The organism is Bradyrhizobium tunisiense (assembly GCF_042263385.1).
In the GTDB taxonomy this organism is placed as follows: Bacteria; Pseudomonadota; Alphaproteobacteria; order Rhizobiales; family Xanthobacteraceae; genus Bradyrhizobium; species Bradyrhizobium tunisiense.
Window position 1 is genome coordinate 480190 of record NZ_JBHLEV010000001.1, and the last position, 24553, is coordinate 504742.

Here is a 24553-nt window from a genome sequence, read left to right on the forward strand (position 1 = left end):
ATTTGTCCATGCCGAGATTGAGGCGAATTATGACGTTTCGAGCATGATCCGGCCCCGCGTGACCGCGCCAGCGCAAGGTGCGCAGCGGTCTTCCAAAAAGATCATGCTCAAACAAGAGGCTGAAGCGCGATGCCCCATTCACCCCGGTTTCATCGCGGTTTAGTGGCGCTTGCGCGCGGTGCGGCCCTCGAGCGCGACAATTGGCCGCCTGGCGGCCACGCGAGGTGACGCGACTTTGGGCAGCTTCATCGCGGATTTCGGCAGCTTCTCGGCGATGCCGAGCATGTCTTCACGCCGCGTCATTTCGCGCCAGACGTCCTCGGGGCGCACGCCGGCCGATGCCCAGAGCACGGTGAGATTGTAGAGGAGATCGGCGCTTTCCCGGATCACGGCCTCGCTGTCGCCGTTGACCGCGTCGATCACGACTTCGATGGCCTCTTCGGCCAGCTTCTTCGCCATTTTGGAAGGCCCGCGCTGAAACAGCCGGGCCGTACGCGATGTTGCCGGATCAAGATCTCTGGCCGCGAGCACAGCCAGATATAGCCGCTCTAGCGAATCACTCATGTACTCAAAATTACTCTAAACCCGTGGCGCGGGCGTTAACGCGCGACAATAAAAGCAGAAAACAGGCCGGCGCGGCAAGCGCGACGGCCTGTTCGCCGATGGCGTATGGCCGATCAGCTAGTAGCAGCTGTAGCCGGAATAGCCGTGGGCGCAGGGGTTCTTGTAGCCGCCATAGGTGTAGCGGTTGGGCGAGTCGTAATAATAGGATCCATAGCCGGGGCTGCTGTAATAGACCGGGCCGCCGCCGTAATAGTAACCCGGGCCCGGATCGTAGGCGTAGGCGTCCCGGGTGGCTGCGATCGCAAGACCGGTCGCGGCCAGGCCGAACATCGCTGCAGCGGCGGCGCCGCCGCCACCACCATGCCAATGACGACCGCCCGCGTAGGAGGCGGTGGGTGCAGCGGCGGTCAGAGCCACCACGGCGGCCGTGGCAAGGACGGCCTTGCGGCCGACAAACTTCGAAAGGCTGTCAAACATGATTTGGACCCTCCTTGGGACCTCGGATGGTGCCTGACGACAGGCTGATGTCTGTCAAACACTCGCGACCTAAGTAGGTTCCCCAACCCCAACACAAGCTGAACGGGGTTGCGTAACGATGCCGCAACGCCGCTCATCCTCCGTTCATGTTGGCGCGGACAGACTGACTGCCGGCCGGCGCTGCGAGCGTCACGAAGCCATAACAATGCGGGACCGGCGCAACTGATGTCGGAATTCAAGACGATCGCGCTTCGTTGCCTGCTGGCCCTCTCGATCCCGCTTGCGATGCTGATCGCCCGCGATGTCAGCGCGGCCGAGACTGCGCCTTCCATTGCGATCCATTTCAGCTTCGACCGACCATTGGATGCGAGCATGGCACCGTTCTTCCTTGCGGCGAAGGACGGCAGGTTCAGCGCCGAGCGTCTCAACGTGTCCTTCGCCAGCGCAACCGGATCGCCGGAGGCGCTCGCACGCGTCGCCAAGGGCGACAGCGAGCTTGCGCTCGTCGACATCAACGAGCTGATCCGCTTTCGCGACAAGGAAGATGCGGCGCCGGTCAAGGCGGTGTTCGTGCTGTTCAACCGCGCGCCCTACGCGATCGTCGCGCGCAGGAGCCGAGGCATCCAGGTATTGCCGGATCTCGACGGCAAGACCGTCGGCGTTGCCGACGGCGATCTGTCGATGCGGCTGTGGCCGGCGCTGGCACAGCAGAACGGCATCAAGGCATCGCGCGTCAAATTCCACAAGATTGGCGCCGCGGTGCGCGAGCCGATCCTGTCCGCGGGACAGGTCGATGCGGTCGCGGGCTTCAACTATCTCTCGGCGGTGAATTTGCGCGACCGCGGCGTGCCCGGAGCCGATCTCGTCGTGCTGCGTTACGCCGACTATGGCTGCGAAGCCTATGGCTTTGCCGTGGCGGTCAATGCCGCCTTCGCCGCAGCAAGGCCGGATGCCGTGAAGGGCTTCGTCCGCGCCTTGATCGCCGGCATCGCCGCGACCGTCAAGGAGCCTGCGCGTGCGGCTGACGAGGCCGCGAGCCGCATCGACGGCAGCGAGCGCGACCTGGAGCTGGAGCGCCTGCGCACCGTCCTCGCCGAAAACGTCCTGACCGACGAGGTCAGGCGCAACGGTCTCGGCGGCATCGAACCGCCGCGCCTGGAGCGCTCGATCGACCAGATCGCGCAGGAGTTCAAATTCCGCAAGCGGCCGACCGCGGCCGATATCTTCGACGACCGGTTCCTGCCGCCGGTGGCGGGGCGGCTGATCAACTGAGCAAAACTGACAGCTTCCGCTATATCTCGCGGAAATCCCTGCTTAGAATACGGACACCGTCATCCGTTCGAGTTCGTCGCCCGCATGTCCATCCTCCGCCTCTACACCCGCGTTCTCGAGCTGCTCGGCAAGGAGGCGCGGCTGGGCTGGCTGCTCGCGGTCGCCAATCTCCTGCTGGCGGCTTCGCAATTCGCCGAGCCCGTTCTGTTCGGCCGGATCATCGACGTGCTCTCGGGCAAGACGGTGGCCGGCTCGAACTCGGCCTGGCCGTTCCTCGTGGCCTGGGTCGCATTCGGGATCTTCACCATCCTGTGTAGCGCGCTCGTGGCCTTGCAGGCCGACCGGCTCTCGCACCGCCAGCGCCAGGCGGTGCTGACAGATTATTTCGAGCACATCCTGCAGCTGCCGCTGACATTCCATTCCGGCACGCATTCGGGCCGGCTGATGAAAGTGATGCTCAACGGCACTGATGCCTTGTGGCGGCTCTGGCTCGGTTTCTTCCGCGAGCATTTCGCTGCCATTCTGTCGGTCGTGGTGCTGCTGCCGCTGTCGCTCTACCTGAACTGGCGCCTTGCCATCCTGCTGTTCGTGCTCTGCATCGTCTTCACCGCCCTGACGACCTTCGTGGTGCGCAGGACCTTCGGCATGCAGATGGAGGTCGAGGAGCATTACAGCGAACTCTCGGCTCGCGCCTCGGACGCGCTCGGCAATGTCGCGCTGGTGCAGAGCTTCGTCCGCGTCGAGTCCGAGGTCAAAGGGCTGCGCTCCGTCGCCGACGAACTGCTGGCCGCGCAGATGCCGGTGCTGTCGTGGTGGGCGCTCGTCACCGTCATCACGCGCGCCTCCACCACCATCACGGTGCTTGCGATCTTCACCTTCGGCATCGCGCTGCACGACCAGGGACTCACCTCCGTCGGCGAGATCGTGATGTTCGTGAGCTTCGCGACCATGCTCATCCAGAAGCTCGAGCAGGTCGTCAGCTTCATCAACAACGTGTTCATGGAAGCCCCGCGCTTGCGCGAGTTCTTCAATGTGCTCGACGCCGTGCCTGCGGTGCACGACCGGCCCGACGCGATCGATGCCGGCAGGCTGTCCGGCCTCGTCGAGTTCAACGACGTCACCTTCTCCTATGACGGCAAGCGGCCGGCGATCGAGGACCTCACCTTCACCGCGCTGCCCGGCCAGACCATCGCGCTGGTCGGCCCGACCGGCGCCGGCAAATCGACCGCGATCGCGCTCCTGCATCGCGCCTTCGATCCGCAATCCGGCTTCATCAGGATCGACGGCATGGACGTGCGCGGCGTGACGCTGACGTCGCTGCGGCGGAACATCGGCGTCGTGTTCCAGGAAGCGCTGCTGTTCAACCGCTCGATCGAGGAGAATTTGCGCGTCGGCAAGCCGGACGCGACCGAGGCCGAGATGCGCAAGGCGGCCGAGCGCGCGCAGGCGCTGGATTTCATCGAGCGCAGCGGCGGCTTCACGACCAATGCCGGCGAGCGCGGCCGCATGCTGTCCGGCGGCGAGCGGCAGCGCCTGTCGATCGCCCGCGCGCTGCTGAAGGACCCGCCGATCCTGATCCTGGACGAAGCCACCAGCGCGCTCGACGCCGTCACCGAGACCAAGGTGAATGCCGCTCTCGACGAAGTGATGAAGGGCCGCACCACCTTCGTGATCGCCCATCGCCTCTCCACCATCCGCAATGCCACGCGGATCCTGGTGTTCGAGAACGGGCGCGTGATCGAAAGTGGAACTTTCGATGAACTCGTGGCCAAAGGCGGCCATTTTGCCGAGCTCGCGAGGGCCCAGTTCATGGTCCATGAGACCGCTCAAGCGAGCACACGGGCCAGCATGACAGCGGCTGAGGCTGCCGCGACGGCGGCCAAATCCCCGTAGTAATTCCTCATAACATCGTCGAAATTCGGCCTATTTCATTGCGGAATACCGCACTGATCCCCCTATTCTCGACACACCAGCCGGTATAGGTTTGCGGCGCCGCAAGCGGCGGCGCTGGATTTCAAAACCGAACATCAGATCACGAGGACCGTCCGGAACCGGCCGGTCTCCAAGGACCGGAATCGGATAGTGCACGCCCTACGCCCGCTGCTTCGCAAATCCCTGTTCAACCTGTTGGCTGCGAGCCTCGCATGCGCCGCATTGCTCGCGCCGCGCGCGGCGAGCGCCGAGGCGCTGCTGCTGATCGAGGCCGACACCGGTAAGGTGCTGCAGGCGGATAACGCGACCATTCCCTGGTACCCCGCTTCCGTCACCAAGATCATGACGACCTATGTGACGTTGAGGGCGGTCAAGGACCGCAGGCTCACGCTGGACACGCTCCTCACGGTATCGCCAACGGCAGCCTCGCAATCGCCGTCGAAAATGGGTTTCCGTCCGGGAACGCAGGTCACGGTCGACAATGCGCTCAAGATGATGATGGTCAAGTCGGCTAACGACATGGCCGTGGTGCTAGCCGAAGGCGTCGGCGGTTCGGTCGACGGCTTCTCCGCGATGATGAACGACACCGCGAAGAAGCTCGGCATGACGCAGACGAGCTACGTCAACCCGAACGGCCTGCCCGCCGACGGCCAGGTCACGTCGGCGCGCGATCTCGGAATCCTGGCGCGCGCGTTCCTGCGCGATCTACCGGAATACGAGTACTTCGTGCACATTCCAGCGATCCGCTTCGGCAAGCGCGTCACCGGCAATTTCAACAAGCTGATCGGCCGCTATCCCGGCGCCGACGGGTTCAAGACCGGCTTCATCTGCGCCTCCGGCTACAACCTCGTGGCCTCGGCGACCCGCAACGGCCGCCGGCTCATCGCGGTCGTGCTGGGTGCGAGTTCCGGCACCGCGCGCGCGGTGAAGGCGGCGCAACTGCTCGAGCGCGGCTTCGCGCAGGACAATCTCACCTGGCTGCGCCCCTCGCTCGGCACGGTCGACAACCTCGTGCCGATCGACGCCTCGCCGCCGAACCTGCGCGACGAGATGTGCGGGCCCCACCGCAAGCGGCCGGCCAGCGACGACGACGGTGCATTGATTGCAGCAAATGGCGGCACCACCGGCTCGGCCTCGGCCACTGGCGGCGAAGCCCAGATCACGTTCTTCACCGCCGGCCTCCAGCCGCCCCCGATGAAGGCGTCCGAGCTGATGGCCTTGCCTCCGGCGGCCGCCGAGCCCGTGCCGGTCTATACCGGCCCGACCCGCACCGGCACCGCCCTGATTGCGGCGGTCGCGGCCGATGCCGACCAGCAGGCCGCCTCCAAGCCGCGTGGCAAGAAGTCGCGCGTCGCCAAGAAGCCCGACGCGGCCGACAAGCCGAAAGATCCGGGCAAGGACAGCAGCAAGGATACCAAGACGGCGGCGGCCAAGCCGGATGCTAAGCCGGATGCCAAGCCGGCTGCGGCCAAGAGCGACAGCAAGAGCGACACCAGGACAGCGGCGAAGCCGGCGGCGCCCAAGCACGCCGCCGCCAAGCACGATACGGCGGCAAAACCCGCCGAGAAGCCTGCGGCGAGCGGCGATCCGAAGCCCGCCAAGCCCAAGGCCGCGACCAAGCCCGCCGCCAAGCCGGCCAACAACAGTTAAGGGCCCCCTCACCGCGACAGCCGGCGCTTCGCACCTGCGGCAGCGCCGTTCAGGATAATTCCAGTAGCGACACCCCGACCTTTGCCCTAAGCCTCGACCGCTTGCCACGCGTTCCGGCAGGTTCGATACTGGCGGCAATGAGGCAAGCCCGAGACACAACGGGCTCTGGTCAATGAGGGGAGTTTTCCATGGAGCGCATCTGGCTCAAGCAATATCCGCCCGGCGTGCCCGCCGATATCGAGCCGACGCAATACGCATCGCTGGTCGACCTGCTGGAGGAGAGCTTCACGAAGTTCGCCGACCGCAAGGCGTTCATCTGCATGGACAAGTCGATCAGCTACCGCGACCTCGACCAGATGTCGGTCGCGCTCGCGGCTTATTTGCAGGGCCGCGGCCTGCAGCGCGGCGCCCGCGTCGCCCTCATGATGCCGAACGTATTGCAATATCCGGTCGCGACCGCCGCGGTGCTGCGGGCCGGCTTCGCGGTCGTCAACGTCAACCCGCTCTACACCCCGCGTGAGCTCGAGCATCAACTCAAGGATTCCGGCGCCGAAGCCATCATCGTGCTGGAGAACTTTGCCCACACCGTCGAGCAGGTGATCGGGAAGACCGCGGTGAAGCATGTCATCGTCGCCAGCATGGGCGACCTGCTCGGCTTCAAGGGCGTGATCGTCAACCTCGTCGTCCGCCGCGTCAAGAAGATGGTGCCGGCCTGGTCGCTGCCCGGCGCGGTGTCCTACAACGAGGCGGTTGCGGCCGGCCGCGGCATGACCTTCAGCAAGCCGAAGCTCTCGCCGGGTGACGTCGCCTTCCTGCAATATACCGGCGGCACCACCGGCCTTTCCAAGGGTGCCACCCTGCTCCACCGCAACATCGTTGCCAACGTCCTGCAGAACGACGCCTGGCTCCAGCCGGCGATGGCCGCGCCGCCGCATGTCGATCAGCTCATGATCGTCTGCGCGCTGCCGCTCTATCACATCTTCGCGCTGACGGCCTGCTACCTGCTCGCGGTGCGCGCCGGCGGCTGCAATCTCCTGATTCCCAATCCGCGCGACATTCCCGGTTTCATCAAGGAGCTGGCGAAATACCAGGTCAACAGCTTCCCGGCCGTGAACACGCTCTACAACGGGCTGATGCACCATCCCGATTTCAAGAAGCTCGACTTCTCCAAGCTGAAGATCTCGAATGGCGGCGGCATGGCGGTGCAGCGTCCCGTCGCCGATCAGTGGAAGGCGATCACTGGCTGCTTCATCGCCGAAGGCTACGGCCTGTCGGAGACCTCGCCGACGCTGACCTGCAACCCCGCAACCGCGACCGAGTTCACGGGCTCGATCGGCATCCCCGTGCCGTCGACCTACATCTCGATCCGCGACGACGACGGCAACGAGGTGCCGCTCGGCCAGGCCGGCGAGATCTGCGCCAAGGGTCCACAGGTGATGTCGGGCTACTGGAACAGGCCGGAAGAGACCGCGAAGGTGATGACTGCGGACGGCTTTTTCCGCACCGGCGACATCGGCATCATGGACGAGAGGGGCTACACCAAGATCGTCGACCGAAAGAAGGACATGATCCTGGTCTCCGGCTTCAACGTTTATCCAAATGAGGTCGAGGAAGTGATCGCGAGCCATCCGGGCGTGCTCGAATGTGCCGTGATCGGCATTCCCGATTCCAAGTCGGGTGAAGCGGTGAAGGCTTTCGTGGTGAAGAAGGACCCCAACCTCACCGCAGAGGCGGTGATAAAGTTCTGTCACGAGCAGCTCACCGGCTACAAGGTGCCCAAGCACATCGAATTCCGCACCGACCTGCCCAAGACCAATGTCGGCAAGATCCTGCGCCGGCAGCTCCGCGACGAGAAGAAGGCGGAGGCGGCGTAAGGCCGCCTTTGGTTCATGACTGACGTCGGGCACATCACGCCATCAGGCATTCTCGCCTTCTGGCGCGAGGCCGGCCGCGAGCGCTGGTACAAGCGCGACGCCGTTTTCGACGCGGAGGTCCGACGCCGCTTTCTCGCCCTGTGGCAGAAGGCGGCCTCCGGCGAGCTTGCATCATGGGAGACCAGCGACGACGGCGCGCTCGCGCTGGTCATCGTGCTCGACCAGTTCCCTCGCAACATGTTTCGCGACACGCCGCAGGCCTTTGCCACCGATGCGCTGGCGCGCGACGTTGCCCGCCGCGCCATCGAAAGAGGCACGGATCGCAGGGTCGATCCCATCCTGCTCGAATTCCTCTATCTGCCTTTCATGCATTCCGAGCATCTGCCCGATCAGCTGCATTGCGTCGCGCTGTTTCAAAACGCCGATAATGCCGAGAATCTGAAATACGCCCGCGAGCACGCCGACATCATCCGGCGGTTCGGTCGCTTCCCCCACCGCAACCGTCTCCTCAACCGGGACACCACCGAGGAAGAGCAGGCCTTCCTCGACGGGGGCGGCTTCGCCGGCTGATGACATCATGGTGAAGGGTCCAGACAGAGGCGCGGCTTCCGCCGCCGGCAATATTGTGCAGGCCGGCGCACCGGTCTAAAAAGCGGGATCGATATTCAGGGAGACTGACGATGGCGATCCAGACTGGCGACAAGCTGCCCGAGGCGAAATTCCGCGTGATGACGGCGGAAGGCCCGCAGGTGAAGACCACCGACGATATCTTCAAGGGCAAGAAGGTCGCGCTGTTCGCGGTGCCCGGCGCCTATACCGGCACCTGCCACAAGATGCATCTGCCGAGCATCTTCCTCAATGCCTACGCCATGAAGGACAAGGGCGTCGACACCATCGCCATCGTCTCCGTCAACGACGCCTTCGTCATGAACGCCTGGAAGCGCGACACCGACCAGCGCGACGAGGCCGTCTTCCTCGCCGACGGCAATGCCGAGTTCGCCAAGGCGATCGGCATGGAGCTGGACGCCTCCGCCAACGGCCTCGGCATTCGTTCCAAGCGCTATTCGATGCTGGTCGAGGACGGCGTGGTGAAGAAGCTGAACCTCGAGGCGATGCCCGGCAAGGTCGAGGTCTCCGGCGGCGATACGCTGCTGGGGCAGCTGTAAGACTCTCGTCGCGACAAGAGACGCTGTCATGCCCCGGCTTGGCCGGGGCATCCAGTGCGCCGAGGCTTCTCGGCTCAATCACGGCCGTCTCTGGGATACTGGATCGCCCGGTCAAGCCGGGCGACGACAGTTGAGAGTGGAGCGCCGATTGCGCCCCCTACTCGCTCACCCTCTGCTGCAACCGTGCCTTCACGATCCCGTCGCGTGCCAGCTGATCCGCACGTTCGTTCTCGGGGTGGCCGGCATGGCCCTTGACCCAGTGCCAGCGGACCTCATGCTGCTTCAGCGCGGCATCCAGGCGCTGCCATAGCTCGACGTTCTTCACCGGCTTCTTGTCGGCGGTGCGCCAGCCGTTGCGCTTCCAGCCGAAGATCCATCCCGTGATGCCTTGCCGGACATACTGGCTGTCGGTGTAGAGATCGACGGTGCACGGCTTCTTCAGCGCTTCGAGCGCGGAGATCGCCGCCATCAGCTCCATCTGGTTGTTGGTGGTGTGCGGCTGGCCGCCGTTCAGCTCCTTCTCCTTGTCGCCGAACCTCAGGATCGCACCCCAGCCGCCCGGCCCGGGATTTCCCGAGCAGGCGCCGTCGGTATAGATCGTGACATTGGGAAGCTCGCTCACGCCGCCTGTCCTGACGGCATCAGCCCATAGTCGCGCACGCTCGTCACGCTCTGGTGAAAGCGCAGCTTGCGGACATATTCCAGCGGATCCTTCGGCTTGACCAGCGCACCCACGGGCACGTTGAGCCAGTCCACCAGCCGCGTCAGCAGGAAGCGGATCGCAGCGCCACGCGCGAGCAGCGGCAACGCGGCCTCTTCCGCCTCCGAGAGCTTCCGCACCCGGCCATAGGCGTTGAGGAAGGCCCGCGCCTTGGTGACATTGAAGGAATGATCCGGCTCGAAGCACCAGGCGTTGAGGCAGATCGCGACGTCATAGGCCAGCATGTCGTTGCAGGCGAACGTGAAATCGATGATCCCGGAGAGCTGGTCGCCGAGGAAGAAGACATTGTCGTTGAAGAGGTCGGCGTGGATCACGCCCTCCGGCAGATCGGTCGGCCAGACCCCGCTCGAGAGATGATCGAGTTCGGCCGCGAGAAACGCGCACAGGCCCGGCTGCACTTCGTCGGCACGGTGTGAGGCCGCATCGAACAGCGGCCGCCAGCCGGAGACCGACAGCGCATTGGCGCGCCGAATCGCAAAGTTCGCGCCGGCCAGATGCATCTTCGCCAGCGCCGCGCCGACGCCGGCGCAATGAGCCACGTTCGGCTTGCGTGGCCACATGCCTTCGAGAAAGGTGATGATCGCCGCGGGACGCCCCGACAGCTCGCGCAGCGCCTCGCCGTCCGTTCCCTTCACCGGCAGCGGGCAGTTGATGCCGTGCTCCGCCAGATGCGTCATCAGGGCGAGGAAGAACGGCAGATCGTTCTTCGCCACGCGCTTCTCGTAGAGCGTGAGGATGAACGAGCCTGTACTCGTATGCAGCAGGAAGTTGGTGTTCTCGACGCCCTCGGCGATGCCCTTGTAGGAGAGCAGTTCGCCGAGATCATATTGCTTCAGGAAATCCGCAAGCTCGTCGGCGGCAACGTCGGTGTAGACCGCCATAAAAGTCTACTCGGCGGCGGCTTCAGGGCGCACCTGACGCGGCAGCGGGAAGAACTCGTTCTCCTCCGCAGCCGAGACCGTCTCCACATGCAGCGTGTAACGCTCGGCGAACGCGTCCATGATCTCCTCGACGATCACCTCCGGCGCGGATGCGCCTGCGGTGATGCCGAGACTCGTGATGTTGCCGAACTTGGTCCAGTCGATGTCGGTGGCGCGCTGCGCCAGCACCGCGATCCCGCAGCCCTCGCGCTCGGCGACCTCGCGAAGGCGCTGCGAGTTCGAGGAGTTCGGCGCACCGACCACGATCAGCGCGTCGACCACCGGCGCCACCTTCTTCACCGCGAGCTGGCGGTTGGTGGTGGCGTAGCAGATGTCTTCCTTGTGCGGCCCGTTGATGTTCGGGAAGCGCTCCTTCAGGAGCGCCACGATCTCCGCGGTGTCGTCGATCGACAGCGTGGTCTGGGTCACGAAGGCGAGGTTGTTGGGGTCCTTCGGAGCGATGGTCTTGGCGTCCTCGGCAGTCTCGATCAGGGTCACGGCCCCGGTCGGAAGCTGGCCGAGCGTGCCGACCACCTCGGGATGATGGGAGTGGCCGATCAGGAAGATCTCGCGGCCACGCTTGAAGTGGATCGCGGCCTCGCGGTGCACCTTGGTCACCAGCGGGCAGGTCGCATCCAGCGAGAACAGATTGCGCGACTGGGCGTCGGCCGGAACCGATTTCGGCACGCCATGGGCCGAGAACACCACCGGTGCGGTGGTGTTTTCCGGGATTTCGGCGAGCTCCTCGACAAAGATGGCGCCCTTCTTCTTCAACCCATCGACGACGTACTTGTTGTGCACAATCTCGTGGCGAACATAGACGGGGGCGCCGTATTTATCGAGCGCCCGTTCCACGGTGTCGATCGCCCGGACCACCCCGGCGCAGAAGCCACGGGGAGAACAAAGCACGATCTTGAGGTCTGGTTTGGCTGACATTGAGCGATCTCGGGACCGAATCACCTCGCCAAATGGGCGGGGAGCGGTCGATGAATGGAATAGGGCTTAGGTACGGGCTTACAGGGAATTGGGCCCCCTTTCGGGCGCTGTCAAGGCACTATCTATAGCAGAACCATTGCGTGGCTACCCCCTCCGGGCTTATATAGCGCGAATTCCCAGTCATCGCTGATGACCACCGGCTTCGCCTCCAGAGGGGTGGGCGAAGCACAAAGGAGATTTGCCATGAGCAACGCACCTCTGATGCCCAAGGCGACCGCCGTCTGGCTGCTCGACAACACCGCGCTGACCTTCGACCAGGTCGCCGATTTCACCAAGATGCATCCCCTCGAGGTGCGCGCGATCGCCGACGGCGATGCGGCCCAGGGCATCAAGGGCATGGATCCCCTCTCCAATGGCCAGCTGACCCGCGAGGAGATCGAGAAGGGCGAGAGCAATCCGGATTACCGGCTCCGCCTCCAGGAAAGCAAGGTGGTGCTGCCGCCCCAGCCCAAGCGCAAGGGCCCGCGCTACACCCCGGTCTCGCGCCGCCATGAGCGTCCGAGCGCCATCCTCTGGCTGCTCCGTAACCATGCCGAGCTCAAGGACGCCCAGATCATGCGCCTGGTCGGGACCACCAAGAGCACGATCGCGAGCGTGCGGGACCGCACCCACTGGAATACCTCCCAGCTGACCCCGATCGACCCCGTCACCCTTGGCCTCTGCTCGCAGATCGAGCTCGATTTCGAGGTGGCGCGCGCGGCCAAGGAGAAGCCGATCGACGCAGCCTATGGCGGCGCAACCCTGCTGCCGGCGTCCGAGACCACCAAGAAGGACGAGTTCGAGCCGGCCGAGCGATCGAGCGACGACCTCAACCTCGACGCCGTATTCGCCAAGCTCAAGACGCTCGGCGGCAAGAAGCAGGAAGACGAGGAGGAGTAGTTCCTCTCTCGTTCATTCACCATCGAATGCAAACGCGGCGGGAGAACCCGCCGCGTTTTTGTTTGTGAGAGGGGTTTGAGCGATAGAGCGCGCCACACCCACGCAGTCGTCCCCGGGACGACTGCGGAGTTGTCGTTCTATGCGAGCGTCCCTCAGAACTTGTACGTCACGCCCGCGCCGACCAGCCACGGATCGATATGCGCGGTGCCGGTCACCGGCAGGCCGGAGACGGTCGCGCTGTAATCCGGACGCAGCCAGAGCTTCTTGACGTCGACGTTGAGACCCCAGTGCCGGTCGATCATGTAGTCGAAGCCGAACTGCACGGCGCCGCCCCATGCGTTGCTGACGTGCAGGTTGGTTGTGGTGGCGACGATCGCGGGCGGACCGGCGATGGCGGCCGGCGCATTGGCCGCCGAATTGTTGAAGAACACGGTGTAGTTGACGCCGGCGCCGATATACGGCTTGAACGCGCCGAACTGGTCGAAGTGATATTGCAGCGTCAGCGTCGGCGGCAGCAGCGTGGTCTTTCCGATCGGCAGGTTCGCAAGCGAGCCGGTGCCGCTGATCGAGTGCCGGGTGACGCCGAGGATCAGTTCGGCCGCGATGTTCTTGGTGAAAAAATAGCTGATGTCGAGCTCGGGGACGACCTGGTCGCTGATCGACAGGCCGGAATTCGGCGACGACAGCGAGGGCACGCCCGCCACATTGACGGTCGAGCCGCCGGCATCGGGCAACACGCCGAGCACGCGCAGGCGCACCATCCACGGATTGAACGCCTCCACCTGCGGCGGCGCCTTCTTGTAAACCGGCAAATCGGCCGCCTGCACCGATGCAAACGTGCCCGCGATCATCGCACCAACCGTCGCAAGCCGCGCCAGGTTTCTTGTCGTTCTCTGCATTTCAATCCCCTTCAGCCGTCTCTCGCGCGTCGTTGCGCGACAAGAGCGTCAGAGCAGAAAGGGGATGGTGAAGGATTTGATGCCGATCAAACCAGGCGAAGGTCGCCACGATTTGGCCACGGCGTTGCAGCTGTGCCACGGAAACAGCGCATGCGTTGTACGCGGCGCGGCAGGATAATGCCGCAGCTCACATCAAGGCCGCTCGGGATGGTTCAGCATGTATTCGCCGAGGTCGCGCTGGCGACGGTCGGCACGCGCGGTGGCGGCGTTGCGCTGGACGTCGCGGTCCTTGCGGCAGGCCACGTATTCCGGCGAGCCTACCGCATAGCCGCGGCTCTGGCAGACCGCGTCGTCATCGTCACCACCCGCCGCCACCGGCGTCTGATAGCGCGAGGAGCAGGCGGAGAGCATGAGGCCGGCAAACACAATCGCAAGAAACGGCTTCGAATTCATAGCAGCTCTTTCGTCCTCATGGCGAGGAGCCCGCGCAGCGGGCGTCGCGAACCATGCAGGCCCGGATGCAGCAGCGGGGCCTTTCATCCTTCGAGATGCGCGCCGGGCGCGCCTCAGGATGAGGGTTGAGCGGAAAAATGCGGCCTATTCAAGCCCCATCTGATCGCCTCACACCCTCCCCTTCAGCGCCTCCCCGATCTCGTCGAGCGTCTTGGGATCTTCGATCGTCGCCGGCATCGTCCAGGACTCGCCGTCGGCGATCTTCTTGATGGTGCCGCGAAGAATCTTGCCGGAACGCGTCTTCGGCAGGCGGCCGACCGTGATCGCGAGCTTGAAGGCGGCGACCGGGCCGAGCTTGTCGCGCACCAGCGCGACGATCTCCTTCTCGATCTCCGCCGGCGCACGTTTCACGCCGGCCTTGAGCACCAGGAAGCCGCAGGGCACCTCGCCCTTGATCGCGTCCTTGACGCCGAGCACGGCACATTCGGCAACATCGGGATGCGAGGCCAGAATCTCCTCCATGCCGCCGGTGGAGAGCCGATGGCCGGCGACGTTGATGATGTCGTCGGTACGGCCCATGACGAAAACGTAGCCGTCCTCGTCCTTGTAGCCGGCATCGGATGTTTTGTAATAGCCGGGGAATTCGCTGAGATACGCCTCCCTGAAGCGCTCATCCTGATTCCACAGCGTCGGCAGGCAGCCGGGCGGCATCGGCAGCTTGATGACGATCGAGCCCATGGTGTTGGGTCCCACGGGCTTTGCCGCCTCGTCGACCACGTCCACCTGGTAGCCCGGCATCGGCACCGTCGGCGAGCCGTGCTTCACCGGCAGCATGCCGAGTCCGACCGGGTTGCCGGCGATGCACCAGCCGGTCTCGGTCTGCCACCAATGGTCGATCACCGGCACCTTCAGCTGCTGCTCAGCCCATTCCACCGTCGGCGGATCGGCGCGCTCGCCGGCCAAAAAGAGCGTGCGGAATTTCGACAGGTCGTACTGCCGGATGAACTTTCCTTCCGGATCCTCTTTCCGGATCGCGCGGAACGCGGTCGGCGCGGTGAAGAACGCGACCGCCTTGTGCTCCGAGATGACGCGCCAGAACGCGCCGGCATCGGGCGTACCGACCGGCTTGCCCTCGTACATGATCGTCGTCGCGCCGTGCAGCAGCGGACCGTAGACGATGTAGCTGTGGCCGACCACCCAGCCGATATCGGAGCCGCACCACCACACCTCGCCCGGCTTGACGCCGTAGAGGTTGAACATCGACCATTTCACCGCGACGAGATGGCCGCCATTGTCACGCACGACGCCCTTGGGAATGCCCGTGGTGCCTGAAGTATAGAGGATGTAGAGCGGATCGGTCGCGGCGACCGGGACGCAAGGCGCTTTCTTGCCGTCGTTCAGCGCCTTGCGGCGCAGGCTCGCCCAATCATAGTCCCGGCCCGGGGTCAGGTCGCAAGTCAGTTGTGGACGTTGCAGCACGATGCAGGCCTTCGGCTTGCTGCCGGCAAGCCTGATCGCCTCGTCGAGCAGCGGCTTGTACTGCACGATCCGGCCCGGCTCGATGCCGCAGCTTGCGGAGAGAATGAGTTTCGGCTGCGCGTCGTCGATTCGGGTGGCGAGCTCTTTCGCGGCAAAGCCGCCGAATACCACGGAATGCACTGCACCGATCCGCGCGCAGGCGAGCATCGCGACCACGGCCTCCGTCACCATCGGCATATAGAGGATGACACGATCGCCCTTGGCGACGCCGAAATCCTGCATGATCGCGGCGAGCGCCTGCACCTCGTTCAGCAGTTCCGCATAGGTCAGTTGGGTGACGCTGCCCGTCAGCGGCGAATCATGGATCAGCGCGACCAGGTCGGCGCGGCCGCGTTCGACATGGCGATCGAGCGCGTTGTAGCAGGTATTGACGACACCGCCGGCGAACCAGCGGCCGTAGGTTCCCTGCGAGGGATCGAAGATCGTCTTCGGCGGCTCGATCCAGTCGATCTCCTTTGCCGCCTCGGCCCAGAAGCCTTCGGGATCGGCCAGCGAGCGCGCATGGACTTCGTGATAACGACTTTTACCGTCGGCGTTCATTCCCGCGCTCCCGTCCCTTTATTAGCCTGATCTTGAACCTTGCGGCAGGACGGTCGCCCCGCCATGACCCGGATCAAGTATCGGACTTGTTTGGGGGCTATTTTCCCGGGAACGAGCCGCGGTTCAAGCTGAAAAGGATGGGGCATTACTCCCTCTCCCTCTCGCGGAGGAGGGCTGGGGGTGGGGGGGCCGCCGCGCCGGGATTGCCAGAGGCGTTCGAGGAAATCCCCAAGGGGAGAAAGCCCTCACCCGCCGCGCTCTTCGAGCGCGTCGACCTCTCCCGCAAGCGAGAGAGGTAACCGGAGCCAGCCGCGCGACTTCGGCCCGCGGTTCTCAGCTCTCCATCGCATTCAGCCGTTGCAGACGGTCCTGCATGATCTTCTTCAGGTCGTAGCCGGGACGACCAAAGCTGGCGTTACGGAGGCTGAGGAAATCGCGCTGGGTCTTGCGCAGCTCGCCGGCCGCGCGCTTGCCCGCCGATTTGAGCACGCGCTCGAACGTCTCGGCGATCTGGCGGTCAAGCACGCCCAGTTGCGGATCGGCACAGATCACCTTCTCGACCTCACGCCTGGCCGTCGCGCATGGGAAGGACGGACCATTGCCGGACGCCGCATTCAGCGCCCGCGGCGGCTCGCCGCCGAACTTGGCGATCTCCGCCATCGTGCTGCGGCGGCCGTTCGCTGCATTCTCGTTGCCGGGGTCCAGCTTGAGCGCCGTTTCATAATCGGCCAGCGCCTTCTTCCGCTCTCCCATCTTCTTGTAGAGCACGGCGCGGTTGTTGTAGGTCTTTGCGAAATTCGGATCGAGCTCGAGCGCGGCATCATAGTCGCTCAGCGCAGCTCCGAGCTCGCCCTTGAACTGATGGGAATCGCCGCGATTGGTCAGGAAATTGGCGCGCCGCTCCCGGCGGATCGCCTGGTCGTAATCGGCAATCGCCTTGTCGTACTCGCCCATCGCAGCGTAGGTCAGGCCGCGATTGTCGTAGTATTCCGGCACCTTCGGATCGAGCCTGATCGCCTCGCCGTCATCGGCGACCGCCTTGTCGAGCTGGCCGAGCTTCTTCCAGGCCGCGCCACGGTTGGTGTAGGTGCGGGGCCGGTCGAGGTCGAGCCGCAAGGCCTCGTCGAAATTCTTGATCGCCTTTTCGTTGTCACCGGCGAGGTAATAGGCCACGCCGCGGTCGGACCAGGCCTGCGCATAATCCGGCTTCAGCTTGATGGCCTGGTCGTAATCGGCGAGCGCGCGGTCGAGCCGGCGCTGGTTGGTATAGACGACGCCGCGCAGCTCGAAGGCTTCCGCATTCTCGGGATCAAGCTCGATCGCCTTGCTGAGGTCAGCCGCAGCGCGGTTGAGGTCTCCGCCGGCCTCGCGCAGAAGGTCTCCCCGCAGGCGCCAGGCCTTTGCATCCTTGCCGTTGAGCGCAATGGCGCGGTCGATGTCTCGCAGCGCCTGAGTGAGGCCGCCCGAGGTGCGCGCATGGGCGTCGGCGCGAACCAGCAGGGCCGCGGCGCGGTCGGAAGCGGGATTGGCGGCCTGGTCGATGATGGTGCTGCAGGCCAGGATCAACTCGGCCGGAGCAGCCTTGCTGCCCGGCACGCAATCGGCGGCAGAGGCCGGGGCGGCGACAAGGAAGCTCATTGCCGCGCTGAACAGAAAGATTCGCAGCGAACTCTTGGCAAACGAAGAGGTTTGCGCGGAAGGTAGCGTGCCGCACATGGGAGAGGACTCCGTGACGTCGGGTTCTCACCATTGTCGCGGCTGGCAAGGGATGGGTTCAATGAGGGCTGTAGTCAGGGGCAGACGATGCTTGCACTCGCTCGCCCCGCTTGCGGGGAGAGGCGAAGAGCTCAAAACCCGTCCACCCCGTTGAGCCGTTGCAATCGCTCCTGCATCGCCTTCTTCAGATCGTACCCCGGCCGGCCGAATTCGGCGTTGCGGCGCGCGATGAACTCGTCCTGCTCGCGCTGGAGGTTCTTCGCTTCCGCCGCATTGCGCGCCTCCCGGATCGCACGTGCGTTCGACCCAAAAATCTCGCGATCGAGATCGGCGAGCTCGCGATTGCCGCAGATCGCCTTCTCGACGGCTCGGGCCGCACGCCTGCAATTGAAGCTGGGCTTGCCGGCGAGGGCCATCTGCGCGCCGATCCGCTCGATCTCGCGTGCCATCGCCTTGTGATTGGCCTTGGCCTTCTCGTGGTTCGGATTGATCTTCAGTGCCGCGCCGAAATCCTGCACCGCCTTGGGCTTGTCGCCCTTCCTGAGCCAGAGCTCGCCGCGCGCATTGAAGATGTCGGCAAGGGTGGGGTCGAGCAGAAGCGCGCGGCTGTCGTCGGCGATGGCCCGATCGATCTGGTCGTGCCGCGCATAGACCGCCGCGCGTGCGATCAGCGCCTTGATCAGATCCGCCTTCGCCGTCTTTTCATTGTCGATCACGGCGGCGCAGGCTGTGGCGGCCTTGTTCATGTCGTCGACTGCTGCCGCCGCAAGGCATGAGGCAATATCGACCTGTATGACCCCAGCCGGCTCGCCGCCGGTCGCAGCCTGAGCGACGGCGAGCGGGAGCGCGCAAAGCAACAGGCCAGCTGACGATTGAATGAGGTTTCGGAAACGCATGCTCATTGCAGTCGGAGTCTTGCTTTCGGTCTCTTAACTCTTGCTTCAAGTCTTGCCTCGGGGCCGTACTATCCATCATAGACCCGGATTGGTGCTAGCTTGTGGCGCCGCTCATATCGGCTTCGGGGATCATCGTGTCGACATTCGAATGGATCATCACGCTTTTGCTCGGCGCCGTTGCCTTATCGGCGCTGGCGCGACGGATCAAGGTCCCTTACCCGACCTTTCTCGCCATCGGCGGCGCACTGATCGCCTTCGTGCCATCCAGTCCGTCCTGGACGCTGGAGCCGGACCTGGCATTAGCGCTTTTTGTCGCACCGGTGCTGCTCGACGCCGCCTTCGACACCTCGCTGCGCGATCTGCGCAACAACTGGGTTCCCGTCTCGACCCTGGTCGTCGCCGCGGTCGGCCTGACCACGGCTGGCGTCGCCTTCGTCGCGCACCGGCTGATGCCCGATATGCCGTGGGCCGCCGCGGTTGCCCTCGGCGCCATCGTGGCGCCACCCGATGCGGCCGCGGCGGTCGCGATCCTGAGCCAGGTCAAGCTGCCCCACCGCATGGTGAAGGTGCTGGAAGGCGAAAGCCTGCTCAACGATGCCACCGCGCTCCTGATCTATCGCATCGCGGTCGGTGCGGTCGCCGCCGAGCATCTGACATGGAGCCAGGTCGCGCCGACCATGGCACTGGCGCTGGTCGGCAGCGTCGTGGCGGGATTCGTCGCAGGACGCATCATTCCGCTGTTCATGGAGCGCGTGACCGAGGCGCCGAGCGCGATCATCGTGCAATTCGCCACGACGTTCATGATCTGGATCGCCGCAGAGCATCTCGGCCTCTCCGGCATCCTCACCATCGTGGTCTACGGCATCACCCTCGCGCGCACGGCGGGGGCGCGCATGCCGGCACGGCTGCGGGTGCCGTCCTATGCGGTCTGGGAGACGATGGTGTTCGTGCTCAACGTGCTCGCCTTCATGCTGATCGGCATGCAGATGCGGCCGATCTGGACGCGGCTGGACGCGGACGTGCGCTGGGAATATTGCGTGGCAGCGGCCTGGATCCTGCTCACCGTGGTGCTGGTCCGGCTGCTCTGGGTGACGTTCTACCGCACGAGCTTGCGTGTGCTGGTCGCGCAGGGGATCTATCACCCGAAGGATCCGAAGCAGGTCGCTTCGGCCAAGGGCGGCCTCATCATCTCCTGGTGCGGCATGCGCGGTCTCGTCACGCTCGCCACCGCCTTCGCACTGCCGGAGAATTTTCCCTATCGCGACTTCATCGTCTTCATCGCCTTTGCGGTGGTGCTGGGATCGCTGGTGATCCAGGGCCTGACGCTGCGGCCGCTGATTCTGGCGCTCGACCTCAGGGACGACGATCCCGTCGGCACCGAGGTCGCGCACGCCCGCGCCGTCGCCTATCGCGCCGCGCTCGATGCGATCGAGAGCGATCCGTCGGAGGAAGCGGAGATCCTGCGGCTCGAATATCGCGCGATCCTGATGCAGGCCGAAAACGATCCAGGCGGCGGCATCGCCAATAGCGAACTGCCCGCCGATCCCCTGCGCCGCCGCGCCATCGAGGCGGCGCGCAGATCGATTTTCGATCTCCGCGCCACCGAGGTGATCGGCGACGACGCCTTCCACCGGATCGAAGAGGAGCTCGATCGCGCAGAATTGAGCGCGGGGGGATGAGGCACATAGAAAGCCGGTGTCGGCCGGCATTGAACCAAACCCCACCGCCCCAGACTCACTCCTGATGACGACTCTGACCGACGACCGTCGTGTCCGCGCGCGTGATGCGTCGCCTGCACGATATTTTTATCTGCAAATGGCCCTGGCCTGCGCGGCCACCGCGTTTCTCGGCTTCGCGCCGACCTATTGGCTACCCCTCGCCCGCGGTGCGTTGTCCGCAAGCCCGGTGGTTCACTTTCACGGACTCTTGTTCTTCACCTGGTCGCTCTATTTCGTGCTGCAGACCTGGCTCGCCGCCTCGGGCCGCGTCGCCAATCATCGTTCGCTCGGCATTGCCGGCGTGTCACTCGCCACCGCGATGACGATCTTCGGCTTCCTCGTCTCCGTGCATGTCATGCAGCATTCCGCGGCGCTCGGGCAGCGCGAGGCCGGCATCGGTTTCTCGATCGTGCCGATGAGCGGGATCGCGTTCTTCGCGATCGTCTTCGTGCTCGCGATCATGAACACGCGCAGACCCGAAATTCACAAGCGCCTGATGCTGCTGGCCGCGGTCTCGATCCTCGATGCCGCGATCGCGCGCTGGTTCCTGACATTCCTGGCGCCTCCAGGACCGCCCGGTCCGCCGCCGGTGCCGGTGACGATCGCGCCGGCTGTCGTGGCATCGCTCCTGCTCGTCGTCGCCATGGTGCGCGACTGGCGTGTGGAAGGCCGCGTGCATCCGGTCTACGTCTACGGCACGATCGCGCTGCTGGCGGTGAAGGTGCTGAACTGGCCGATCAGCGAGAGCGCGGCCTGGCACGCGTTTGCCGGCGGGATATTGGCGCTGTCGCAGTAACCACCGCTGTCGTCCCGGACAAGCGAAGCGCAGATCCGGGACGACGGCGAAGGTTGAAGCTACGCCCCCGCCTTGCACGTGATGCCGCCGTCCACCACGAGCTCGATCCCGGTCACATATTTCGCTTCGTCCGACGCAAGGAACAGCGCGGCGTTGGCGACGTCGAAAGCATCGCCCATGTGCCCCATCGGCACTTGCGCGTCGCGGGCGCGCCACATCGCCTCGACATCGCCCTTGGCGTAGCTGGCGGCAAGGCCTGCGGAATGCTCGACCATCGGCGTCTTCATCAGGCCGGGCAGGATCGCATTCACCCGCACATGATGGCGCGCGAATTCGATTGCGGTCGTACGCGTCATCTGGTTCATCGCCGCCTTCGAGGTGCCGTAGGTCACGTAGGAGATGCCCATGTGGCGAATCGAGGCAATCGACGAGATGTTGATGATCGAACCGCCGCCCTGCTTCACCATGACGGGGATGACGTGCTTCATGGCGAAATAGGCGCTTTTGAGGTTGACGCTGAAGACACGGTCCCAGCTTTCCTCGGTCACCTCGACCACGCTGCCCATCTCGGCGATGCCGACATTGTTGTCGAGAACGTCGATGCGGCCATAGGCCTTCAGGCACGCCGCCACCATCGCCTCGACCTCGGCAGGCCGCGAGACGTCCGCGGTGAACGCGATTGCCTTGCCGCCCTCGCCGGTAATGATCTTCGCGGTCTCCTCGGCCGCAGTGCCATTGCGATCGACGCAAAACACCTGCGCCCCCTCGCGCGCGAAGGTCACCGCGGTCGCCTTGCCATTGCCCCAGCCCGGCCCGATCGAGCCGGCCCCCACCACCATCGCAACCTTGCCCTTGAGCCGATCCATCGCGTTTCTCCCTTGTTGTTCTTCATGGCCCGAATGAGCGGAGCGATATCCGGGGACAGTGGTCCGGCATATCGCTCGCTCATGCGGGCTAGCGATCTTTACAGGCGCTCATCGTCGTTACGTTAGCACCAATGGGATGCCCGACAATCTCCGACAGCGTCCGGCACTGTCCGTCGTGGCACAGCCGCCATTCCCCCGCCGCGGCCGAATTGCCCAGCACGACCTCTTGCAGGGCTGCGCGCTTCGGCTGCCACTGAAACCAGCCGTCGACCAGCCGCGCCTCCGGCGGCGGCTCCATGCCCGGGCCGGTGCCCTTGATGCGGGCCTGCACCAGCTCCAGGCCGGCGGGCGTGACGCGCCAGTCCTCCTGCCATTCGACCTTCGCGATCGAATGCGTCCAGGCCAGCGTGAAGGTGGACAGCGCCAGCGCCTTCACGCCTGCAGCCGTTGCGAAGCAGAGGCTCACATCGCCTCGACCGTTACAGCCGGACGCTGCCGCCATTGCCACACCGCGAGCATTGCGGCGAGCACGAAGCCCGCGGTGTCGCTGAACGGGAATTCGCCGAGCAGGCAGAACGCGGCGCCGAGTGCGACCAGGCGTTCGATCAGCGTCAACCGCGTGAACAGGAATCCGATCGCGACCATACCGAACAGCGCAATTGCCACCAGCGCCTTGAAGCTCGCGAGCGCCACTGCGCCGTAGAAGCCGAGCGTGGCTGCCATGGGATCGCCGGGCTGCAGCATCAATGCCGGTGAGAAGACGAAGATGAAGGGGATGACATAGCCGGCGAGCGCGATACGCATCGCTTCCCAGCCGATCTTGTCCGGATTCTCCTTGGCGATCGGCGCCGCCGCGAGCGCCGCCAGCGCCACCGGCGGCGAGAGGTCGGCCATGATGCCGTAGTAGAACGCGAACATGTGGCTCGCGATCAGGGGCACCCCTAACTTGGCCAGCGCAGGCGCGGCGAGCGCGGCGGTGATGATATAGGTCGGGATGGTCGGGATGCCGGTGCCGAGCAGGATCGACAGCAGCATGGTCATGACCAGCGCCAGGAAAATGCTCTTCTCGCCGAGCCCGATCACCCAGCCGCCGAAGATGGTGCCGACGCCGGTCTGCGACATCATGCCGATGATGACGCCGACGATGGCGCAGGCCATGCCGACGGTGATGGCGGATTTGGCGCTTTCGGCCAGCGCATCGCGGCAGGCGCGCAAGGCCGCGAAGCCGCCGCGCACGAATGCCGTGATCACGATCAGGGCAACCACGACGGTTGCGACCGGCGCGATCTGCAGGCCGTCACGCGACAGCGCAGCAACCACGAGCGCAAGCCCGATCCAGAAGATGTAGCGGATCACATTCGAGGAGGCCCCGGTCGTGATGGCGGTGCCGAGGATCAGCGTCACCGTCAGCGCAAGGCCCATGCTGCCGGCATAGAGCGGCGTAAAGCCTTCGAACAACATGTAGACCAGCGCGGCGAGGGGCAGCACGAGGTACCAGCGCGTCACCAGAGCCTTCCAGGCGCTCGGGATCTCCGAGCGCTTCATGCCGACGAGGCCGTGCTTGCCGGCTTCCAGGTGCACCATCCAGAACGCGGACGCGAAATAGAGGATCGCAGGGATCGCCGCCGCCTTCACGATCTCCGAATATTGCACGCCCAGCGTCTCCGCCATGATGAAGGCGACCGCGCCCATCACCGGCGGCATGATCTGTCCGCCCATCGAGGCCGTGGCCTCGACGCCGGCCGCGAAGGCGCGGCGATAGCCGAACCTGATCATCAGGGGAATCGTGAACTGGCCGACGGTGACGACGTTGGCGACGCCCGAGCCGGAAATCGTGCCCATCATGCCCGAGGCGAACACCGCGACTTTCGCAGGTCCGCCGCGGGTGCGGCCGAACAGGCCGAGCGAGACGTCGGTAAAGAGCTGGATCATGCCGGCGCGTTCCAGGAACGAGCCGAACAGGATGAACAGGAAGATGTAGGTCGCCGAGACGTAGATCGGCACGCCGTAGAAGCCCTCGGTGCCGAACGACAGATGCGTGACGATCTGGTCGAAATCGTAGCCGCGGTGATTGAGCGGCGACGGCAAATACTGGCCGAAGAACCAGTAGACGAGGCACGCGCCGCACATCAGCGGCAGCGCCGCGCCCATCAGCCGCCGCGTGCCTTCGAAGATCAGCACCGCGAGCAGCGTGCCGACCACGAGATCGAGTCGCGTCGGATCACCGTCGCGTGCGATCAGATCGGCGTAGAAGATCCACTGGTAGAGCCCGCAGAAGAAACCGGCAGCGCCGATAGCCCAGCCGAGCACGCGGCCGAAACTGCTCCTCGCGGTGAAATTGGCGATCAGGCCGAAGGTGAGCAGGACCAGGAAGCCGACATGGACTCCGCGCACCACCTGGCTCGGCAGATAGTTGAAGGCGGCGACATAGAGCTGGAAGGTGGCGAAGGCGATGCCGATCCAGTAGGCGAGACGGCCCCACCAGCCCGGGCCGAAGCCTTCGGGAAAGCCGTGCTCGAAATTGTCGAACTCGACCTTGACCTTCTCGGGCGCCGTCTCGGTGCCCTCTGGCTTTTCCAGCATCTATTCGTCCTCAGTCGTCCAGCGCGTATGCTGCGCGGTCCACCCGCCGTCATGCCCGGGCTCGTCCCGGGCATCCACGAACTTTCTCACCTAGCC

The 24553-nt window shown here is 64.8% G+C and carries 22 protein-coding genes; 9 read left to right on the forward strand and 13 right to left on the reverse strand.

Going from position 1 to position 24553, the window contains the following annotated elements; genetic code table 11:
* Window positions 1–159: 159 nt before the first annotated feature.
* Both hisE and ACFDR6_RS02235 read right to left on the reverse strand, forming a co-directional pair.
* Window positions 160–564, reverse strand: a complete 405-nt coding sequence (hisE, locus tag ACFDR6_RS02230) for a phosphoribosyl-ATP diphosphatase (protein ID WP_007597487.1) — start codon at window positions 562–564, stop codon at window positions 160–162.
* A 117-nt stretch (window positions 565–681) separates the two neighbouring features.
* Window positions 682–1041, reverse strand: a complete 360-nt coding sequence (locus ACFDR6_RS02235; RefSeq protein WP_212087571.1) for a hypothetical protein — start codon at window positions 1039–1041, stop codon at window positions 682–684.
* A gap of 225 nt (window positions 1042–1266) precedes the next feature.
* Between ACFDR6_RS02235 and ACFDR6_RS02240 the strand changes: the two genes are divergently transcribed.
* From ACFDR6_RS02240 to ACFDR6_RS02265, 6 genes are all read left to right on the forward strand, one after another.
* Complete coding sequence (locus tag ACFDR6_RS02240) at window positions 1267–2313, forward strand: ABC transporter substrate-binding protein (RefSeq protein WP_375857211.1); 1047 nt, start codon at window positions 1267–1269, stop codon at window positions 2311–2313.
* 84 nt (window positions 2314–2397) lie between these two features.
* Window positions 2398–4206: a glucan ABC transporter ATP-binding protein/ permease gene (locus ACFDR6_RS02245; RefSeq protein ID WP_212087566.1), complete on the forward strand. Its 1809-nt coding sequence runs from the start codon at window positions 2398–2400 to the stop codon at window positions 4204–4206.
* A gap of 189 nt (window positions 4207–4395) precedes the next feature.
* The gene (locus ACFDR6_RS02250; RefSeq protein WP_375857212.1) at window positions 4396–5895 is read left to right on the forward strand and encodes a D-alanyl-D-alanine carboxypeptidase family protein; all 1500 of its coding nucleotides are present in this window, start codon (window positions 4396–4398) and stop codon (window positions 5893–5895) included.
* 188 nt (window positions 5896–6083) lie between these two features.
* The gene (locus tag ACFDR6_RS02255) at window positions 6084–7769 is read left to right on the forward strand and encodes a long-chain fatty acid--CoA ligase (RefSeq protein WP_375857213.1); all 1686 of its coding nucleotides are present in this window, start codon (window positions 6084–6086) and stop codon (window positions 7767–7769) included.
* A 15-nt stretch (window positions 7770–7784) separates the two neighbouring features.
* Window positions 7785–8339, forward strand: coding sequence for a DUF924 family protein (locus tag ACFDR6_RS02260; protein ID WP_375857214.1), 555 nt, complete (start codon window positions 7785–7787; stop codon window positions 8337–8339).
* A gap of 110 nt (window positions 8340–8449) precedes the next feature.
* Window positions 8450–8935: a peroxiredoxin gene (locus ACFDR6_RS02265; protein WP_212087554.1), complete on the forward strand. Its 486-nt coding sequence runs from the start codon at window positions 8450–8452 to the stop codon at window positions 8933–8935.
* A gap of 157 nt (window positions 8936–9092) precedes the next feature.
* Here the strand turns inward: ACFDR6_RS02265 and rnhA are convergent, their stop codons facing one another.
* Genes rnhA through ispH form a run of 3 tightly spaced genes read right to left on the reverse strand, consistent with a single transcriptional unit; the run spans window position 9093 to window position 11512 of the window.
* Window positions 9093–9557, reverse strand: coding sequence for a ribonuclease HI (rnhA, locus tag ACFDR6_RS02270; RefSeq protein ID WP_212087551.1), 465 nt, complete (start codon window positions 9555–9557; stop codon window positions 9093–9095).
* Window positions 9554–10537, reverse strand: a complete 984-nt coding sequence (locus tag ACFDR6_RS02275; protein WP_375857215.1) for a homoserine kinase — start codon at window positions 10535–10537, stop codon at window positions 9554–9556. The genes rnhA and ACFDR6_RS02275 overlap by 4 nt, the downstream gene beginning before the upstream one ends.
* A 6-nt stretch (window positions 10538–10543) precedes the next feature.
* Window positions 10544–11512, reverse strand: a complete 969-nt coding sequence (gene ispH / locus ACFDR6_RS02280; RefSeq protein WP_212087544.1) for a 4-hydroxy-3-methylbut-2-enyl diphosphate reductase — start codon at window positions 11510–11512, stop codon at window positions 10544–10546.
* Between the two features lie 243 nt (window positions 11513–11755).
* Here ispH and ACFDR6_RS02285 point away from each other — a divergent pair, with 243 nt between their 5' ends.
* Window positions 11756–12451 carry a DUF1013 domain-containing protein gene (locus tag ACFDR6_RS02285; protein WP_212087541.1) on the forward strand — a complete coding sequence of 232 codons (696 nt, stop codon included), beginning with the start codon at window positions 11756–11758 and terminating at the stop codon, window positions 12449–12451.
* Window positions 12452–12603: 152 nt separating this feature from the next.
* Here ACFDR6_RS02285 and ACFDR6_RS02290 read toward each other — a convergent pair whose 3' ends face one another.
* The 5 genes from ACFDR6_RS02290 to ACFDR6_RS02310 form a co-directional block, all read right to left on the reverse strand.
* Complete coding sequence (locus tag ACFDR6_RS02290) at window positions 12604–13350, reverse strand: OmpW/AlkL family protein (RefSeq protein ID WP_375857216.1); 747 nt, start codon at window positions 13348–13350, stop codon at window positions 12604–12606.
* A 192-nt stretch (window positions 13351–13542) separates the two neighbouring features.
* Window positions 13543–13803, reverse strand: coding sequence for a hypothetical protein (locus ACFDR6_RS02295; RefSeq protein WP_212087535.1), 261 nt, complete (start codon window positions 13801–13803; stop codon window positions 13543–13545).
* A 168-nt stretch (window positions 13804–13971) separates the two neighbouring features.
* Window positions 13972–15882: a propionyl-CoA synthetase gene (locus tag ACFDR6_RS02300; RefSeq protein WP_375857217.1), complete on the reverse strand. Its 1911-nt coding sequence runs from the start codon at window positions 15880–15882 to the stop codon at window positions 13972–13974.
* Window positions 15883–16215: 333 nt separating this feature from the next.
* Entirely contained in the window at window positions 16216–17598 is a 1383-nt protein-coding gene (locus ACFDR6_RS02305; RefSeq protein ID WP_375857218.1) for a tetratricopeptide repeat protein, read from the reverse strand.
* A 131-nt stretch (window positions 17599–17729) separates the two neighbouring features.
* Window positions 17730–18494, reverse strand: a complete 765-nt coding sequence (locus tag ACFDR6_RS02310) for a tetratricopeptide repeat protein (RefSeq protein ID WP_375857902.1) — start codon at window positions 18492–18494, stop codon at window positions 17730–17732.
* A 101-nt stretch (window positions 18495–18595) separates the two neighbouring features.
* Here ACFDR6_RS02310 and ACFDR6_RS02315 point away from each other — a divergent pair, with 101 nt between their 5' ends.
* The gene (locus tag ACFDR6_RS02315) at window positions 18596–20173 is read left to right on the forward strand and encodes a cation:proton antiporter (protein ID WP_375857219.1); all 1578 of its coding nucleotides are present in this window, start codon (window positions 18596–18598) and stop codon (window positions 20171–20173) included.
* A 64-nt stretch (window positions 20174–20237) separates the two neighbouring features.
* Window positions 20238–21008, forward strand: a complete 771-nt coding sequence (locus ACFDR6_RS02320; RefSeq protein ID WP_375857220.1) for a hypothetical protein — start codon at window positions 20238–20240, stop codon at window positions 21006–21008.
* A gap of 59 nt (window positions 21009–21067) precedes the next feature.
* Here ACFDR6_RS02320 and ACFDR6_RS02325 read toward each other — a convergent pair whose 3' ends face one another.
* The 3 genes from ACFDR6_RS02325 to ACFDR6_RS02335 form a co-directional block, all read right to left on the reverse strand.
* On the reverse strand, window positions 21068–21874 hold the full coding sequence (locus ACFDR6_RS02325) for an SDR family NAD(P)-dependent oxidoreductase (protein WP_212087519.1): 807 nt from the start codon (window positions 21872–21874) through the stop codon (window positions 21068–21070).
* An 88-nt stretch (window positions 21875–21962) separates the two neighbouring features.
* Window positions 21963–22376: a DUF1850 domain-containing protein gene (locus tag ACFDR6_RS02330; RefSeq protein WP_375857221.1), complete on the reverse strand. Its 414-nt coding sequence runs from the start codon at window positions 22374–22376 to the stop codon at window positions 21963–21965.
* A complete protein-coding gene (locus ACFDR6_RS02335) occupies window positions 22337–24457 on the reverse strand; it encodes a TRAP transporter permease (RefSeq protein WP_212087513.1) in 2121 nt (706 codons plus the stop codon). Before ACFDR6_RS02335 ends, ACFDR6_RS02330 begins: the two co-directional genes overlap by 40 nt.
* Window positions 24458–24553 lie beyond the last annotated feature (96 nt).